Here is a 15,290-nt window from a genome sequence, read left to right as displayed (position 1 = left end):
GGTTTTTAGGAAACAAAAAAGCGTCTGGTTGAGTTAGAGATATCACGTATATAAACCACCGGTATATTTTGGTCTATAACTGCTTTCATAAAATGATTTATGGTAACACTACCGTTAAATGTGGCGATATAAGTACCTCCGTTAAACTGTAGGCTCACCAAGCCTGTACTTAACAGGTAATCGTTTAATTTACTTTGTGACCAGGGACTTTCAAACTCTATTACTAAATGTTTTTCAGTATCGTTAGCCTCATTGTTTTCTTTCAGGTTTTTTTGTATTCCCTGTTTCAGGAATATAACCTCATCAGATGTTTTTTCTACCTCATACAGTTGCTGCGAACTCAGTATTATTCCTATTGGCCTAAAGGCCGATTTAGCTATGGCCTTAAAATCTTCCAGTACGGTTTGTTGTGCCAGTATATCTAAATTGGCAAGGGGTTCGTCTATAAGCAGCACTTTAGGTTTTCGTAACAGCATACGCGCCAGTTCAAACCTCATTTTATAACCGGAAGAAAGATCTTTCTATTTATGTTTCCTGAATTTTCTAAGTCCCAGCCTGGCAACTACCAGTTCTACCACAAGCGGAGATTCTTGTGGGGAAAAGCCGTAGCTTGTGGCTGTAAACAGCAGGTTATCCATCATGGAACCATACCAGGTATCTGTTCGCTGCGGTATGTAAACCAACTTGGTACGCAGGTCATACAAATCTTCATGCTTAAAGTTATAGCTAATGTGTCCGCTGGTAGGGTGAAGCTCACCACACAGGGAGCGTAAAAGGGTTGTTTTACCATTACCGTTTTCACCTACAAGCCCTATAATATCTCCTTCATTAAGCGATAGGTTAACCGGACCAAGGGTAAAGCCCGAGTATTTTTTTGTAAGCTCACTGGCTTCAAGTATGTTTTGCCTTATTTGTTGCGGTCGCTTTACTAATGCCGAATGTAGTTCTGCCAATAGTTCCTGTAGCTTTTCCTTTTTGGAGTTGTCATCAGGGTTATTGTCAAGCCAGTTAAGCAGGTTGCATGTTTTTGTGTAAAAGCCTATTTCCTGAGTATCGAGGGTAAAGTCAATAATACGTTTAACGGCAAGCGGATAGTCTTCAAACTTCAGGAAGTCTAAAATTTCCTGATATTGTTTTTCAAATTCGTTCATAAGTAAAGCGTGTAAACTTCAAATATATCAAAAATCAAAGTGATATTTAACAAAAAAGCCCTGCAATTGCAGGGCCATACATCAATATAAATAAACTAAAATTATTTTAGATTACTCAGGGTCACTTACCGTAATGGTTTTATAAATATAAGTATAAGCCGTTCCTTCCTCATTTACACCATTGGCAAATTTTAATTCATATTCACCCGGCTCATCTTCAGAAAAGACAAAACCTTCGGTAGTTATGTGTTGGTTACCGGTACAGTTACAGCCTTCATACTGTACAGCCGGATATACACTTTTTGGGTAAACACCATTTTGTTGAAATCCTATAAAAGTACCACACCCATCTACAATAGTAAACGATACATTTATGGTTATTTCCTCGCCGGTTAACACAGTATCAGGACCGGTAACCTGAGTTGCAAACGGATTAACTGTTTGAGAACAGTAATTTTCATCATCACTCAAACATCCGCTAAGAGTTGTCATTGCTAAAAATAGTGCTAAAAACTTAAGGTACTTCATAGTGCTTCTTCGTTGTTTTTGTTTATTAGATGCAACTGTATTAAAAAGGTTGCTGGTAAACTGCAAATTTTAACTAAATTTTATAGTTATGCAATTATTGTTTCTCTGTTGTATTTGTTTCTGTATTCAACAGGAGAGAGTCCGGTTAGTTTTTTAAAGAGGTTTCTAAAGGTTTTGGTATCATTATAACCTACTTCATACATTATTTCGTTAATATTTTTATTGCTGGTTTCCAGTTGCTTTTTTGCAGCTTCAATTTTAACGCGCTGTATGTATTCGCCTGCTGTATTGTTTGTAGCCTTTTTAAAACGTCGGTCAAAATGCCTTCGCCCTATGGCAAACTTATCGGCAAGTTCATCTATAGATATTTTTTCGGCAATGTTTTGCTCTATAAACTCCTGAGCCTTGCGTATAGGCTCATCATCATGATTTTTTTGCCCGTTAAACATGATGAATGGTGACTGACTCTTACGGTCAATTTCTAAAGCAAATACTTTAGAGGCGACAATGGCAATATCACGACCGGCATGTTTTTCAACCAAATGTAGCAGCAGGCTCCAATATGAGGTAGCACCACCACTGGAGTAAAGTCCCTGTTGTTCGGTAACAATGCGTCCGTCTACAAGTGTTACATCGGGGAACATTTGCCTAAACTCGTTTGCCGTTTGCCAGTGGCTGGAACATTCTTTACCGTCAAGCAGTCCGGTAGATGCCAGTAAAAACGAACCTATACAAAGGCTCGCTACTTCACTACCGTTATTGTAGTGTTTTATTATCCACGGAATAAAATCCCTGTTAATATCTATAGCCCTTTCCAGTTGCCCGCTAATAGCAGGTATAATAATCAGGTCGGTTTTTTTAATGTCTTTCAGCAGGGCATCAGTACGCACGGCAAAAAGTCCTTCGTGATATTCCACCTCGCGTGACAGTCCTACAAACTGAATATTAAAAACAGGGGAGTGCCCGGCAGCTTCAAGAAAATTGTTTGCTCCAGTAAAAATGGTTCGGGGATCTACTATGCTTGCCATTATAGCCTCGTTTGGCACCAGTATCGATACATGTATCATAATTCCTTTTTCTATTTAGTAAAACGTAAAGGTGGTAGCGATAAACATGAAAACAAAGGCTAAGGTAATAAAATTATTTATGTCGGTAACCGCCCCTTAAAATGTCTGTACCTGCACCGTGAGGGGCTGTTACTGTGCTATATCTTTGTTAATCACCTTAAACCGCTATGTTACACACAAATAAAGAAACACAAAGTAAGCGAAAGCTTATACTCTCCATGAATGTAACCAGTGACGGTTACCTTTCGGGACCGCACTGCGAACTCGACTGGCATTTTAATACCTGGACTACCGAGATGGCTGAGTGCCTTGCTGATGAACTTAATAAGGCCGATACCATTCTCTTCGGAAGGATTACCTTCAATGCCATGTCGGCCTACTGGTCCAATAAGGGAGTTGATTTATCTTCTCCTGTTGAAGACCGTGCCTTTGCACAAATGATTAACACTTATACCAAAGTGGTATTTTCTAAAACGCTAACTCATAGTGCCTGGAATAACAGTATTATGGTAAATGATGATCCTGCCAATTATATAAAGAATTTAAAAGAGCAGGAGGGTGACGCTATTATGATATATGGCAGTGCACAACTGGTTTGGTATTTAATAGACAGTCAGCTTATAGATGAGTTTCAGTTATGGGTGCATCCTGTAAAACTGGGCAGGGGGAAACTGTTGTTCAAATCGATGGCTCCACATTTTTTGGAACTGGTAGCCACAAAAGAGTTCCGTAACGGAGTCATGCTGTTTTACTACAGACGTAAGTAGTAGATAAAATATAGATAATTAAAAAAGGGAAATTAAAATACAATTTCCCTTTTTTCTGCCAGTTCCTTTATTTTTTGTGAAGCTGTTTTTTCAAAGTCCACACTGGTATCATAGTATTTATCGCCTTCGGCAAGTATGGCAAAGTCGCCTATTTCCACACCCAGCCATGTGTTCCCGTCATCATCTACGGTTAGGGTATAAGTGTAACCAATATTGGTAACGCGCTCTTCCCATGTAGGTACATATAGTTCGTATCGTAGCCTTTGGTTAGGGATAAATTCAATTACCGATAGTCTTGAATATCCCGGCCATTCTATCACAGTGGCAGGGTCAATGTCATAATCGCCAAAGTCTTCGGGAAGCTGGTCCCACAGGCGAATGTATCTGGGTTTTGTAAGCACCTCCCACACACGGCTAAGGGGTGCATTTATCCTAATGTTGTTTTTTACAATAAGTGATTTACTCATAGCTTTTTAGTTTGATTTTACCTTAAAATTAATCAAAGCAAAATGTACCGGTAAGCTATTTAACGCTCTTTAACTTCGCTTTATAAATTGGTTTTGAGTTCAATAATCTCTGATTTGAAAAAATCGAACAGAAAAACCCTATCGTATCCGCTTTCAAACGGAAGGTATAAAACCTCATCCTTAATAAAGAAATGATCACACTTACTCTGGTAATTATCCAGTGTAAGTATAAGCCATTTTTTATTGGTTCCGCTGGCTTTTATCTCCTCCTTTTTTAATACTTTTATTACATCTTCGCGGGCAATTTCTTTAACCTTTAGGTTAGCATTTATTTTATGGTAAAGGGCTTGTGTGCGGTTAAATTCCTTCACATAGCAATAGTGTACCATTTCACCTTCGCTGCACAGTATAAGTTCTTCCTGAAGTTCCAGTAACCCGTTTGTGGTAAAGTTGTTTATATGCTTGTAGAGCGTAAGCGTATAAAACCCCTGTTTTTGATTGTGGAGCAGGTTAAGTTCGGTTTCCTGTAGTGTTTGTTCTAAAACATCACTGTAGCCCGATTGTATAAGGTTGAGGTCGGCCACAACTGTGTTAATCTCTTCGTTATTATACTTCAGTCCAAAGTCACCGTTAATAGTAACAAACTCCCTGCTTGTGGAAACAAACTTCCATAAAGTGGATAGCTCCTGTAACTTCTTTTCCTTTTTTTGTGTGCTAACAGAAAGATTTTCAATAGCATCTGTCCATTGCCCCATTGTATATAAATCCATTAGTAACTAGTTTTATTCAAATGTAAATTACATATAAGTACAGGGTAATTATTTTATACAAACAGCCCGTTATATTATACAAACCCAATATTTGGTATTACTTAAATCTTAATTAGTAAGTTTGGTATAATTAATTAGCGGTTTTGTATAAAATTGATGCGTTAAAGTGCTAATTTGCATTATTTCGCAGTGTAAAATTTATGGGTTTGGATAACTTTTGTTTCAATAATAAGAGCTGGTTTGTTGAGTTTTTTATAGGTAAGAGGTACAGGGTGTACAGGCATTTGCTCATTCTTACTTATTTACTTTTAGTAATGTATGACCCAAACGGGGTTAAGGAATATTCGGGACCATATAATTATTACAACAAAACGATATGGTTTGGCTATTTCCTGCTAATGGTATACATAAACATGTATGTGCTTATACCGCGTTTCCTGCTTAAAAGCCGTTTTGTAACCTACCTTATTTCGCTTATAGCTATGGTAGTATGCAGTTATGCAATGATTAGAATTGTAAGGACCACCTATATAGAACCCTACAGGGTATTGCCCGATAAAATGCATCATTTGGGCATATACAGGGAAATACTTAATGTGAGTAATATATTGATAATGCTGGTGTTCTCCTCTACAGCCATAAAGCTTTTTCAGGAGTGGGTATATAATACTAACCGTATTAACGAACTGGAACGTAACTCACTGGAAATAGAGCTTAAAGAATTAAAAAATCAGGTTAATCCTCACTTTTTGTTCAATATGCTTAACAATGTAAGCGTACTGGTTAAAAAGGATACCGATAAAGCTTCTCAAGTCATTATGAAACTATCGGGCTTCCTGAGGCATTTACTTTATCAGAACAGGAGGGACGCAGTAGCTTTGGTTACAGAAATTCAGTTCCTTAATGACTTTTTGGAACTGGAAAACATAAGACGTGATGATTTTAGCTTTACCATTGATATGGTTTGCGAAAATGAGATTAAGATGATTATGTTACCGCCTAACCTGTTTGTAACCTTTGTTGAAAATGCCGTGAAGCACAGTGTGGATTTAGATAATCCTTCGCATATTGATATAGGTTTTGGTGTTGTAGATCATAAACTGGTATTTTCGTGCGTGAATACAAAACCCGAAGAACCTACAGCCGTGAACAATGAGGGCGGACTGGGGTTAATAAATATAAAAAGGCAGTTAGAACTGCTGTATGGCGAGACTTTTGAACTCGATATTAATGAAACTGATACTCAGTTTATGGTTAAATTAACGTTACTGGTATGAACTGTATAATTGTAGACGATGAACCGCTGGCCCGCGAAGGTATGCTGTTGCTTTTGCAGGATATTGGCAGTGTAACGGTTAAAGGATGTTTTAACGGGGTAAAAAAAGCACGCGAGTTTTTAAATGAAAACGATGTAGACCTTATTTTTCTGGATATAGAGATGCCGGGTATAAACGGACTTGATTTTGCCTCATCGGTACCAAGGGAAACACTAATCATATTTACTACGGCTTATTCGCAGTATGCCCTAAAAAGCTATGAGGTAGAAGCCATAGACTATTTGGTAAAACCCATAGAAAAAGACAGGTTACAAACCGCCATAGAAAAAGCATTAACCTACCATAACCTGCTTAAAGGAAAGGGAGGGGAAATGGAAGGTGTTGAAAACGAATACATGCTTGTAAAAAGTGACCGTAGGTACCATAAAATACTTTTTACCGATATACGATACATAGAAGGATTAAAGGACTATGTGGTAATCCATCTTGACGAGAGTAAAATGGTAACCGCCATGAACCTTAAAACCATACACGGTAACCTTAACACTAAGCAGTTTGTGAGGGTAAGCAAGTCGTATGTGGTAAACCTAAGCCATATCGATTCGTTTGACAATCATACCGTATATATAAAAACAGCAGAGATACCTGTAGGCGATGTATATCGCAAAGACTTTTTCGAACTCTATTTAGGCCGCAGCCAGCCTGATAAGCTATAGGAGTTTAATCATCAATCAAAAATCATTATTCCATGAAAAAAAGCCTGCTTTTATTTTCATCGGCATTCTTATGCCTTTTTGCAAACGCTCAGGAACAGGACGAAATCAAAAAAGGTTTCCAGAGGGAACTGGCAGACAGGTTTCCGTCGTTTCGTATAATCGACCTGCAATACCAGCAGTACCTGCCGTCTGATTTTGATTCTGAGCTTTACAAACAGGACTACCAGGAAGGGACACTGCAAAACCACAGCAGGCTGAAACTTGCCGTTAACCTTCCTGTAATAAGAAAGCCGAAATGGAATATTACCACATCGCTTAATTATACTTACGAGAGCCTTACAGTAAACAATCTTACCAATACAGGTACTTATAACGGACCCGTTAACAACAATACCAGTGATTTTCATTATCTGGCAGGAGCATTAAGTTTTACTTACTTTTCTAAAATGTTCAATAAGCCGTTTATTTATAACGCTAGTGTTTTTGTCGATGGGTCAGAACAGTCTGCAGAAAGGATAAAAGGTTTTGTAGGAGGGACAATCGTGCTGAAACGCAATGCCCGTACTACCATTAGTACGGGACTGCTTGTTTTTATAGATCCGGCATCGCCTGTACCCGTTGCACCTGTATTCACACTGGAACATAAGTTTGAAAACTCGCAATGGGTGTTTGACTGTTTCCTGCCAAACAGGCTCTTGTTTAGACATCCGCTATTTAAAAACAGCAGGATACTGCTGGGTAGCGAACTTACCTCAAACGGATTTTATGCCTACCCCAACCGCGCTGGTTTTGCAGATGTATACGATTACCGCCAGCTTGAAATAAAAACAGGCTTTACTTATGAAACCATACTAAACCATCAGTTTATAGCCTATTTTAAAGGCGGGTTAAGCAATGTGTTTAATTCCCGTTTTACCGAAAGGGGAGAGGTTACCTCAAAGTATATACTCTCTACACAACAAAATGCAACAGGCTATTTTAATGTGGGTGTTTCGTTTAATCCGTTTGCCAAAAAACCGGAGAAAAGGGACTAATCTTTTTTTAGTTTTTATTTAACAGATAAACAACTGTTTAAAAGTTTTTTACACTTCCCTTTGTTTGTGGGATATACCGTAAAACGGTGTGGGTTTTTACCTGCTAAATATTTCTTAAACAAAAGTTATATACTCATAAAGTGCTGGTATGTAAGTATATAAATTTAGAAATTGCAGTATCAAAATCAACCAAAAACAAAATCATGAAACTGCTTTACTATTTTCTACTATTGTTTGTAGTACTGTTAGGTGGATACCTGTTTATTAACAATTTTAGCTTTGATAACGAAAGCTTTAGCGGTTTCCTCTTAAATACCCTTTTTATATTCTTGTTGGCATGTGTTGCAATACTTACAGTAGTGTTGCTGGTACTTGCCATTAAAAGAAAAAGCGTACACAAGGGTATTATGACAATACAGGAGTACTACCGATACAAGGAGTATAATGCAGACTAAGAAAAAAGGAGTTTAGTTAATCGATAATTATAGAAGGTGTGTTAATTCGAAAAGCCGGGAAAAACCATACGTTTTCCGGCTTTTTTGTTGTTATTCCTCATCGAGATTTTCGTTAAATACTGTAGGCAGCATTTTAGGTATAAACTTAATAAGCACCGGTAACAGCAGGCTACCACCCGGTAGCAGGAAAATAGTAAGAGACGGTACTGTTTTACAAATTTCAAGCAATTGTTTCTTAACCTTTTTCTTTTCGCCTTCATCTAGGCTGCGGTGAGTAGAGTGGGTAAGCAGCAACATAAGTTCGCCATTATTGGAAATCTCCTTGATAAGGCGTTTTTTGTTACGGGTAATAAGCAGCGAAACAGTTTTTGCCGCATGTCCGTAAAAATGCTTTATAGGGTTGGAGTATTTAAAGTACGGAATCTCATTTTTATATTCTTCAATAAAAAGGTCAAACGACTCTATACTCTGTTTGGCAATATCCCTGCTAAGTTTAAGCTGACCGGCTAGGTTGTACAAAAACTCAATTTCGGTTTGTTCCTCAACGGCATCGCTCCATACCGCCATTCCTGCCATATCCAACAGGTAATTTTTTTCCAGTTCCGATTCTGCAAAATCCAGTTCGGGCATGGTAATACTGCCGTTGTTTATTTTAGACAGTTTAGTATAACGTACAGACGATTCAAACAGTTTAAGGATAAGGTCGTCATAGTACGATTTTTCGGTTTTCTCGGTAAGCGCAATAGCAACAATACCCATAACTGTTTCCTCGAGCCTGCGCAGGTATTTCTCAGGCAGCTCATGGTACAACAGGTATTGGCGAAAAGCCAGCACATCCATAAACAGTAAAGCATTGGTAAGTATATGCGAAAAGTTACGGCTTATAATATTGTCGTTTGTTTTAATACGCTGCTCCAGTATAGCTTCCAGCTGATGGCTTGGTTCTCCTGCCGGCAATACTATTTTAAGCGGATTAAACCCTTCGGGAGTCATTTCCCTGTAAAAGGCAATTGCCTGATTAATAAAGTCGGTTTTATTTTCCTTCTGGTTTACCAGTCTGTATAAGGCATACAAAGTGTTAAGCAGTGCCGCCTTTGTAGTCTCTTCCGATGTCCATCCTTTGGTCTCGGCATCATCAAGGTCGTTAAAGCTCACCACATGTCCATATACAAACCCGGTTTCCCTTACGCGAAGGTAAAACTCACGGGAACTGTTATTTATGTGTGGATTATCTTTAAGCTTGGCAAAAAACTTATCGATCCATCCGCTGGCAGAAGGGTTAATCATACTGTGTTAATTGTATTGCAAAACTATGACTTTTTATAAATTAAAAAACCAATTTAACAAGAGTTAAATAAATCCTATAATTGGGCTAACACTTCCGTTACAAATGTAATATGCTATAACTTTATAAGTAAAACCTTAATTAATAAGTATATGACCCTTAAAGCAGGCTATCCGTTCTGGTTGGTAAAAAACGGACTACCATTTACATTCCCTAAGTTAGATCATGATGTGGAAACCGATGTTGTTATTATAGGTGCAGGTATATCGGGAGCGTTGGTTAGATATTATCTGGTAAATGCAGGTATACAATGTACTACTATAGATGCCCGTACTATTGGGCTGGGCAGTACCAGTGCCAGTACCGCACTGCTTCAGTATGAAATAGATGTCCCTTTGTATAAGCTCACCGAAATGATAGGTAAGGAAAATGCCCAGAGAGCCTATCAGTTATGCGGAGAAGCGATAGATACCCTTGAGGAGATTACCAAAGGTTTTAAGCCCGACGGATTTAAAAAACGTAAAAGCCTGTACTATGCGGCTTATAAAAAAGATGTAAGCTGGCTTAAAAAGGAATATGAAGCAAGAAAGGAAGCAGGGTTTAAAGTACGCTGGCTAACTGAGGAGGAACTGAAAGACGAGTATGGTTTTAAGGGTTATGGCGCTATAGTATCAAGCAAGGCTGCCGAGGTAGATGCCTATATGCTTACGCACTGCCTGTTACAGCACCGTAAGAAAGGGGAGGAATTAAATGTTTTTGACCGTAGTCCTGTTACCGATATTAAACACAACAAAAACGGAGTGGTACTTAAAACCGAATCGGGGCACACTATCAAAGCCAATAAACTGATATATGCCACAGGCTATGAGGTGGTAAATTTTATTGATAAGGATATTGTTAACCTGTTGTCTACTTATGCGGTGGTGAGTGAACAGTATAACGACAGGCCTTTTTGGAAAGATGAGGTACTTATATGGAACACTGCCGACCCATATCTGTACGTTCGCACAACTCCCGATAACAGGGTGCTGGTAGGGGGCAGGGATGAAAATTTCTCTAATCCGGCAAAGCGTGATAAACTGATAGACAGGAAAACCAAACAGCTTACTAACGACATAAATAAGATGTTTCCTAACCTTAACTTTAAGCCCGAATTCAGTTGGACAGGTACTTTTGGCTCCACAAAAGACGGACTCCCATACATTGGGCCGTATAAAAAATTACCAAACGGATATTTTTCTTTGGGTTTTGGCGGAAACGGCATTACCTTTAGCGTGGTGGGAGCACAAATACTGTGTGACCTGCTGCAGGGCAAAAAGAATAACGATTTGTCCCTGTTTTCGTTTGACCGATAAAATTACCTGTTACAACCATGAGCATAAAGCATAAAGGCCTTACAGTATGGACGCTTTTAAAGACTACGTTTACCGAATTTTTTTCAGATAATGCCATCAAACTGGCGGCATCACTGTCGTATTATACCATATTCTCCATTGCGCCGCTTTCCATTATAATTATATCGGTTTGCGGACTCTTCTTTGGGGAAGATGCCGTTAAAGGGGAGTTTTACGGACAAATAAACGAGTTTGTAGGTCCTAAGGCTGCAGCACAAATTCAGGAAATTATTACCAATACAAAACTATCGGGCGATAGTGTACTGGGGCTTGTTATAGGTATTGTGGTACTGTTTGTGGGAGCATCGGGGGTATTTGTGGAGATACAAAGTTCCATTAACTATATATGGGGGCTAAAAGCAAAGCCCGATAAGAGTATTAAAAAGTTTATTAAAAACAGACTTATGTCGTTTTCCATGATTGGGGCTATAGGCTTTTTACTATTAGTGAGCTTACTGGCTAATACCGTGCTTGATTTACTGCGTAGTCAGTTAAAAGAACTCCTGCCCGAAACTACAGTGTACCTGGTGTATGTGTTGAACTTCGGACTTCTGTTTTGTATTATCACTTTATTGTTCTCAATAGTTTTCCGTACCCTTCCCGACGGACATGTAACCTGGAGGGATACCCTTGTAGGATCGGGTACTACGGCAATACTTTTTATGCTGGGGAAATTTGGTATCAGTATCTACCTAACTAATTCAGATGTTGCTTCGGCTTTCGGGGCGGCGGGTTCGGTTATCATCATACTTTTATGGGTATATTATTCGGCTATCATACTCTACTTCGGTGCCGAATTTACTAAGGTCTATGCACGCCTTCACGGCAAAAAAATCACCCCGAGCGCCTATGCTGTTAAGATTAGAAAAGACGTTATAGACGAATAAATTACATTTAGTATTTCCCTAACACTAATTGTGAATCCCTTAATATTTTAGTCATACTTTATGTGTTAATTTTGACATTGTAAACATGAAGTAACCAAATAATCTAAATAACAAGTGACTATGAAAAGGAGATCAATATTAGGAAAAATGCTGCTTGGCGCAGCAGTTATCACCATTACATTAGGGGCTACTTCGTGCAAGGATAATAAGGAAACAGATCCTACCGAAGTTGCCGAGGAGCAAAACGAAGCCAAGTTTGAAGATACTAATGAGGCTAAAGAAGATGATGCCGAATATTTTGTTTTTGCTGCCGATGTGAACAGGAAAGAAATTGAACTGGCTAAACTGGCACAGCAAAAAAGTACTAATGCCGAAGTAAGGGCTTTTGCCGAAATACTTTTTAACGACCATACTAAGGCAATGGCTGACCTTGAGAAAAATGCAGAATTAAAAAATATATCGCTGCCCACAGCTTTAAGTGAAGACGGGAAAAAGGCTTATGATAAACTAAGCAAAGAGAAAACAGAGGACTTTGACAAAAAGTATGTGGATATGATGGTGGATGGTCATGAAGAGGCAATTAAGAAGATGGAGAAGGCCAGTGAGGAAGCTAATGACGAAGAAATAAGAATGTGGGCTGCCGATATGTTACCTACGCTTAAAACACACCACAATGAGGCTGTAAGACTACAGGACCTTATTAAGGAAATGAAATAAACAGGAAGGGAAAAATTGCTATGAAAAATCTGTTGTTTATAATCGCTATTGTGTTAGTTATACTATGGGCGCTGGGAAGTTTTGTAATTCATGTAGGCGGTGCCTTAATACACCTGTTACTGGTGGTGGCACTTATCGCTATACTGGTTAATGTGTTTAGAGGAAAAAAGCCCCTCAGTTAAATACGATATGCTATTTAAAAGCCGCTGCGATACATTCGCAGCGGCTTTTTTTATACTTAAAAATAAATAGGATTGTTTTTCGTTACTATATCAAAATCAACCACACCATGAAAAGAAAACTTCTGTGTACACTATTTGTATTGGTTACGTTTTACTGTAACGCGCAATATACTGTACAAACCACTCTAAACGGTACCGTTAAAAATGCCAATGGCGAAATAGTAACCCTTATTTACAGGCCGTTTTTAAGAGGCTCGCTTAACCCTTTAGGTTTTACCAGTATGGGGACCCAAATTAGCAAAGAGGGTAAGTTTACGCTTAAATCAGATAAAATACTGGATGGTAGTGAGTACTACATTATTTTTAATGACAAGAATATTACAGGTCTTGTATTGTTTGAGGGTGATAACATAAACCTCAACTTTGATATCAATAAACCGGGTGAAACACTTTTTGCTACCGGTAAAGGGGCAGGGAAAATTAACATGATGCACCTGCCGCAGTTTGATGATGAGTTTATGGAGGATATGACTCCGTCAGAATATGCAGCTTATCTCGATAGCTTATCATCTGCTAAGATGGCATTGCTTAATGCGGTATACAAAAAAGAGAAAACCAACAAGGCTATTACCGATGCAGAAAACAGGGAGGTTTTAGAACGTATTATAAATGAGTCTCCGTTAAGTGAGAAGGAATATGATTTTTTAAAGTCGATTATAGAGTTGCAAAAATTTGAAATTGGTGCTTTTTTAGAATATAAGTCGGAAGAAATGGAAGGAAAACGAATCGATTTTTCTGATCCGGTTTATAAATCTTTTAATGCTAGTGAGTATAAAAAAATTACTAGCGTAAATAACTGCTATTCTGCCTATATAGTTTACCTTATTTTAAGGGTTGAGTATTTAAAGAGCCTAAAGGATAAGGAACTGTACTATGAAAACTGGTATGAGTATGTAAGCGAAGAGGATTTTATTAATTGGGAAGAGAAATTCCTCAATGAAAACTTTACTCCCGAAGTGCGCGACAGGTATTATTCCGAAGTTTTTTCGTGGTTAGTAAGTATGGGTCAACCTTATGATAAGTACAGCAAACAGTTGGATTACCTTCAAAACAATGCAAATAGTAAATCCTATCAAAAGTCGGTCGATTTTATAAAGCTTATGGAGACAGGCCTTATAGATAAAAAGTATAATCTGGGAGGCGATACTAAACAACTGGATAAGAAAAAGCTGGATATTGTACTTAAAAAATACAGTAACAAAAAAAATGTACTGCTGGTATTTTGGTCGGTAGAGTTTGCAGGGAGTAGTATCCTGAACCAAATCCCTTCACTACAGCATCTTCAAAAGGAAAAAGACCTTCAAATTGTGTACATAGGAATTGATAGAGCTGAGCTTAAAAATCTTTGGGCAGCCAGGATTATAGATAACAACTGGAAAGGGGAGCATTACTTTATGCCTATTGAGGGGAATGAAGACAGCCTTAAAAAATTTAGTAGTGACGATATTTATGCGTTTTGCGATGGTGGAGCAACCTTTAGTATTATAACCAAAAACAACACGGTGCTTAATAAGGTTGAAAACTCACATCAGCTGGCAGCAGGGAAAATCAAAAAGTATTTGTAATAATTCGTTATATATAAAATATGTCTATATCTAAAATGGTTGATTATTTAGTTAATAACTGTTTTTTATGTAACGATCTGTTTTGTAGTTTTTTATGTAGTTTTATGGTGAACCCATAAATATTTATAAAAATGACAGTTGTAGAAAAAGAAGCGATAGCGTATTCAAACAAAATCATGAATGTGGTTATTAATGTTACTAATGTTAAAAATCAATTAGATTCAAAGCTTTATAGCTTTACTAGAGATAGAGACAAACTTTATTTTCTGAGAGTGTTACAAGAAACAATCAGGCAAAAAAAAGTAAATCATGAAAAAGTTTGTAAAGGTAATGGTTGTACAGAAGTTGAAGACTATGAGACTATACTTTTTGTAATTGAACAGGAACATGAAAGTATCAATAGATATTTTGAGCCTGAAATTAAAAGGGAAGATGATTTTTCTGTAGATGAACAAATAAACTTGCATAACAAGATAAATGAAGTTCTAGACCATCTTTCATCTCTTAAGATGGGGCAAGAAATAATTTTTGATGAAATAGATACTTTAAGACAGCATTTTAATCTTGGCAAAAAGAATTGGTTTCAATTATTAGCAGGAAAACTTTTTACATTAATGACTGATAAATTAATTGATGAAACAGTTGTAAAAGATATTTATCAACAATTATCTGACGGAGTAACCGCAGTAACAATTAATTTAAATACATAAGTTATGTTTGAATATGAATTACATTTACCTGATTCGAAAAATTATTTATTAAGAAAGGTAAAGCGACTTATTTATGAATATGACGCTGATTTTGAGATTACTATTTCTACTAAAGATTTAGAAGTGTATTTGGTTAAATTTAAATCTGAAATAGCTTTAGAAAATTTCGAGAAAGATATTGATAATCTTTTCTTGGACTAAAATAAAAATCCCGCCAACAGGCGGGATTTTTCGAATAAACTAAACTAAAAACGGAAA

17 protein-coding genes and 1 pseudogene are annotated in these 15,290 nt (G+C 37.5%); 12 read left to right on the top strand and 6 right to left on the bottom strand.

The features are described from left to right. Positions 1-5 precede the first annotated feature (5 nt). From GN157_RS00510 to GN157_RS00500, 3 genes and pseudogenes are all read right to left on the bottom strand, one after another. Positions 6-1,151: pseudogene (locus tag GN157_RS00510) on the bottom strand (ABC transporter ATP-binding protein). A gap of 111 nt (positions 1,152-1,262) precedes the next feature. Continuing rightward, entirely contained in the window at positions 1,263-1,679 is a 417-nt protein-coding gene (locus tag GN157_RS00505; protein ID WP_157481178.1) for a hypothetical protein, read from the bottom strand. An 86-nt stretch (positions 1,680-1,765) separates the two neighbouring features. Then, positions 1,766-2,746, bottom strand: a complete 981-nt coding sequence (locus tag GN157_RS00500) for a GlxA family transcriptional regulator (protein ID WP_157481177.1) — start codon at positions 2,744-2,746, stop codon at positions 1,766-1,768. A 167-nt stretch (positions 2,747-2,913) separates the two neighbouring features. Here GN157_RS00500 and GN157_RS00495 point away from each other — a divergent pair, with 167 nt between their 5' ends. Continuing rightward, on the top strand, positions 2,914-3,513 hold the full coding sequence (locus GN157_RS00495; protein WP_157481176.1) for a dihydrofolate reductase family protein: 600 nt from the start codon (positions 2,914-2,916) through the stop codon (positions 3,511-3,513). Between the two features lie 32 nt (positions 3,514-3,545). Here the strand turns inward: GN157_RS00495 and GN157_RS00490 are convergent, their stop codons facing one another. Together GN157_RS00490 and GN157_RS00485 are read right to left on the bottom strand one after the other, a co-directional pair. After that, the gene (locus GN157_RS00490; RefSeq protein WP_157481175.1) at positions 3,546-3,980 is read right to left on the bottom strand and encodes an SRPBCC family protein; all 435 of its coding nucleotides are present in this window, start codon (positions 3,978-3,980) and stop codon (positions 3,546-3,548) included. Between the two features lie 80 nt (positions 3,981-4,060). Continuing rightward, the gene (locus GN157_RS00485) at positions 4,061-4,750 is read right to left on the bottom strand and encodes a hypothetical protein (RefSeq protein WP_157481173.1); all 690 of its coding nucleotides are present in this window, start codon (positions 4,748-4,750) and stop codon (positions 4,061-4,063) included. A 206-nt stretch (positions 4,751-4,956) separates the two neighbouring features. Here GN157_RS00485 and GN157_RS00480 point away from each other — a divergent pair, with 206 nt between their 5' ends. The 4 genes from GN157_RS00480 to GN157_RS00465 all read left to right on the top strand — a co-directional run bounded on the left by GN157_RS00480 (position 4,957) and on the right by GN157_RS00465 (position 8,232). Further along, the gene (locus tag GN157_RS00480) at positions 4,957-6,027 is read left to right on the top strand and encodes a sensor histidine kinase (protein ID WP_197429373.1); all 1,071 of its coding nucleotides are present in this window, start codon (positions 4,957-4,959) and stop codon (positions 6,025-6,027) included. After that, complete coding sequence (locus GN157_RS00475) at positions 6,024-6,743, top strand: LytR/AlgR family response regulator transcription factor (protein ID WP_157481170.1); 720 nt, start codon at positions 6,024-6,026, stop codon at positions 6,741-6,743. Before GN157_RS00480 ends, GN157_RS00475 begins: the two co-directional genes overlap by 4 nt. A 32-nt stretch (positions 6,744-6,775) precedes the next feature. Further along, entirely contained in the window at positions 6,776-7,777 is a 1,002-nt protein-coding gene (locus GN157_RS00470) for a hypothetical protein (RefSeq protein WP_157481168.1), read from the top strand. Between the two features lie 203 nt (positions 7,778-7,980). Beyond that, positions 7,981-8,232, top strand: coding sequence for a hypothetical protein (locus tag GN157_RS00465; RefSeq protein WP_157481166.1), 252 nt, complete (start codon positions 7,981-7,983; stop codon positions 8,230-8,232). 90 nt (positions 8,233-8,322) lie between these two features. On the opposite strand, the gene GN157_RS00460 is transcribed toward GN157_RS00465, so the two are convergent. After that, positions 8,323-9,519, bottom strand: coding sequence for an LETM1-related biofilm-associated protein (locus tag GN157_RS00460; protein WP_157481164.1), 1,197 nt, complete (start codon positions 9,517-9,519; stop codon positions 8,323-8,325). A gap of 150 nt (positions 9,520-9,669) precedes the next feature. Between GN157_RS00460 and GN157_RS00455 the strand changes: the two genes are divergently transcribed. The 7 genes from GN157_RS00455 (at position 9,670) to GN157_RS00425 (ending at position 15,233) form a co-directional block, all read left to right on the top strand. After that, a complete protein-coding gene (locus GN157_RS00455) occupies positions 9,670-10,872 on the top strand; it encodes an NAD(P)/FAD-dependent oxidoreductase (protein WP_157481162.1) in 1,203 nt (400 codons plus the stop codon). Positions 10,873-10,889: 17 nt separating this feature from the next. Beyond that, positions 10,890-11,798, top strand: coding sequence for a YihY/virulence factor BrkB family protein (locus GN157_RS00450; protein ID WP_157481160.1), 909 nt, complete (start codon positions 10,890-10,892; stop codon positions 11,796-11,798). Between the two features lie 120 nt (positions 11,799-11,918). Beyond that, positions 11,919-12,515, top strand: a complete 597-nt coding sequence (locus tag GN157_RS00445; RefSeq protein WP_157481158.1) for a DUF4142 domain-containing protein — start codon at positions 11,919-11,921, stop codon at positions 12,513-12,515. Between the two features lie 20 nt (positions 12,516-12,535). Continuing rightward, positions 12,536-12,697 (top strand): lmo0937 family membrane protein, encoded by a 162-nt coding sequence (locus tag GN157_RS00440; protein ID WP_157481156.1) that lies wholly within the window; start codon positions 12,536-12,538, stop codon positions 12,695-12,697. A gap of 107 nt (positions 12,698-12,804) precedes the next feature. After that, positions 12,805-14,322, top strand: a complete 1,518-nt coding sequence (locus GN157_RS00435) for a hypothetical protein (RefSeq protein ID WP_157481154.1) — start codon at positions 12,805-12,807, stop codon at positions 14,320-14,322. A gap of 131 nt (positions 14,323-14,453) precedes the next feature. Next, positions 14,454-15,032, top strand: coding sequence for a hypothetical protein (locus tag GN157_RS00430; protein WP_157481152.1), 579 nt, complete (start codon positions 14,454-14,456; stop codon positions 15,030-15,032). Positions 15,033-15,035: 3 nt separating this feature from the next. Beyond that, the gene (locus GN157_RS00425; RefSeq protein WP_157481150.1) at positions 15,036-15,233 is read left to right on the top strand and encodes a hypothetical protein; all 198 of its coding nucleotides are present in this window, start codon (positions 15,036-15,038) and stop codon (positions 15,231-15,233) included. Positions 15,234-15,290: the final 57 nt, after the last annotated feature.

The organism is Flavobacterium rakeshii (genome assembly GCF_009741375.1).
Taxonomy (GTDB): domain Bacteria; phylum Bacteroidota; class Bacteroidia; order Flavobacteriales; family Flavobacteriaceae; genus Flavobacterium; species Flavobacterium rakeshii.
This window is presented reverse-complemented; position numbering and strand designations above follow the sequence as displayed.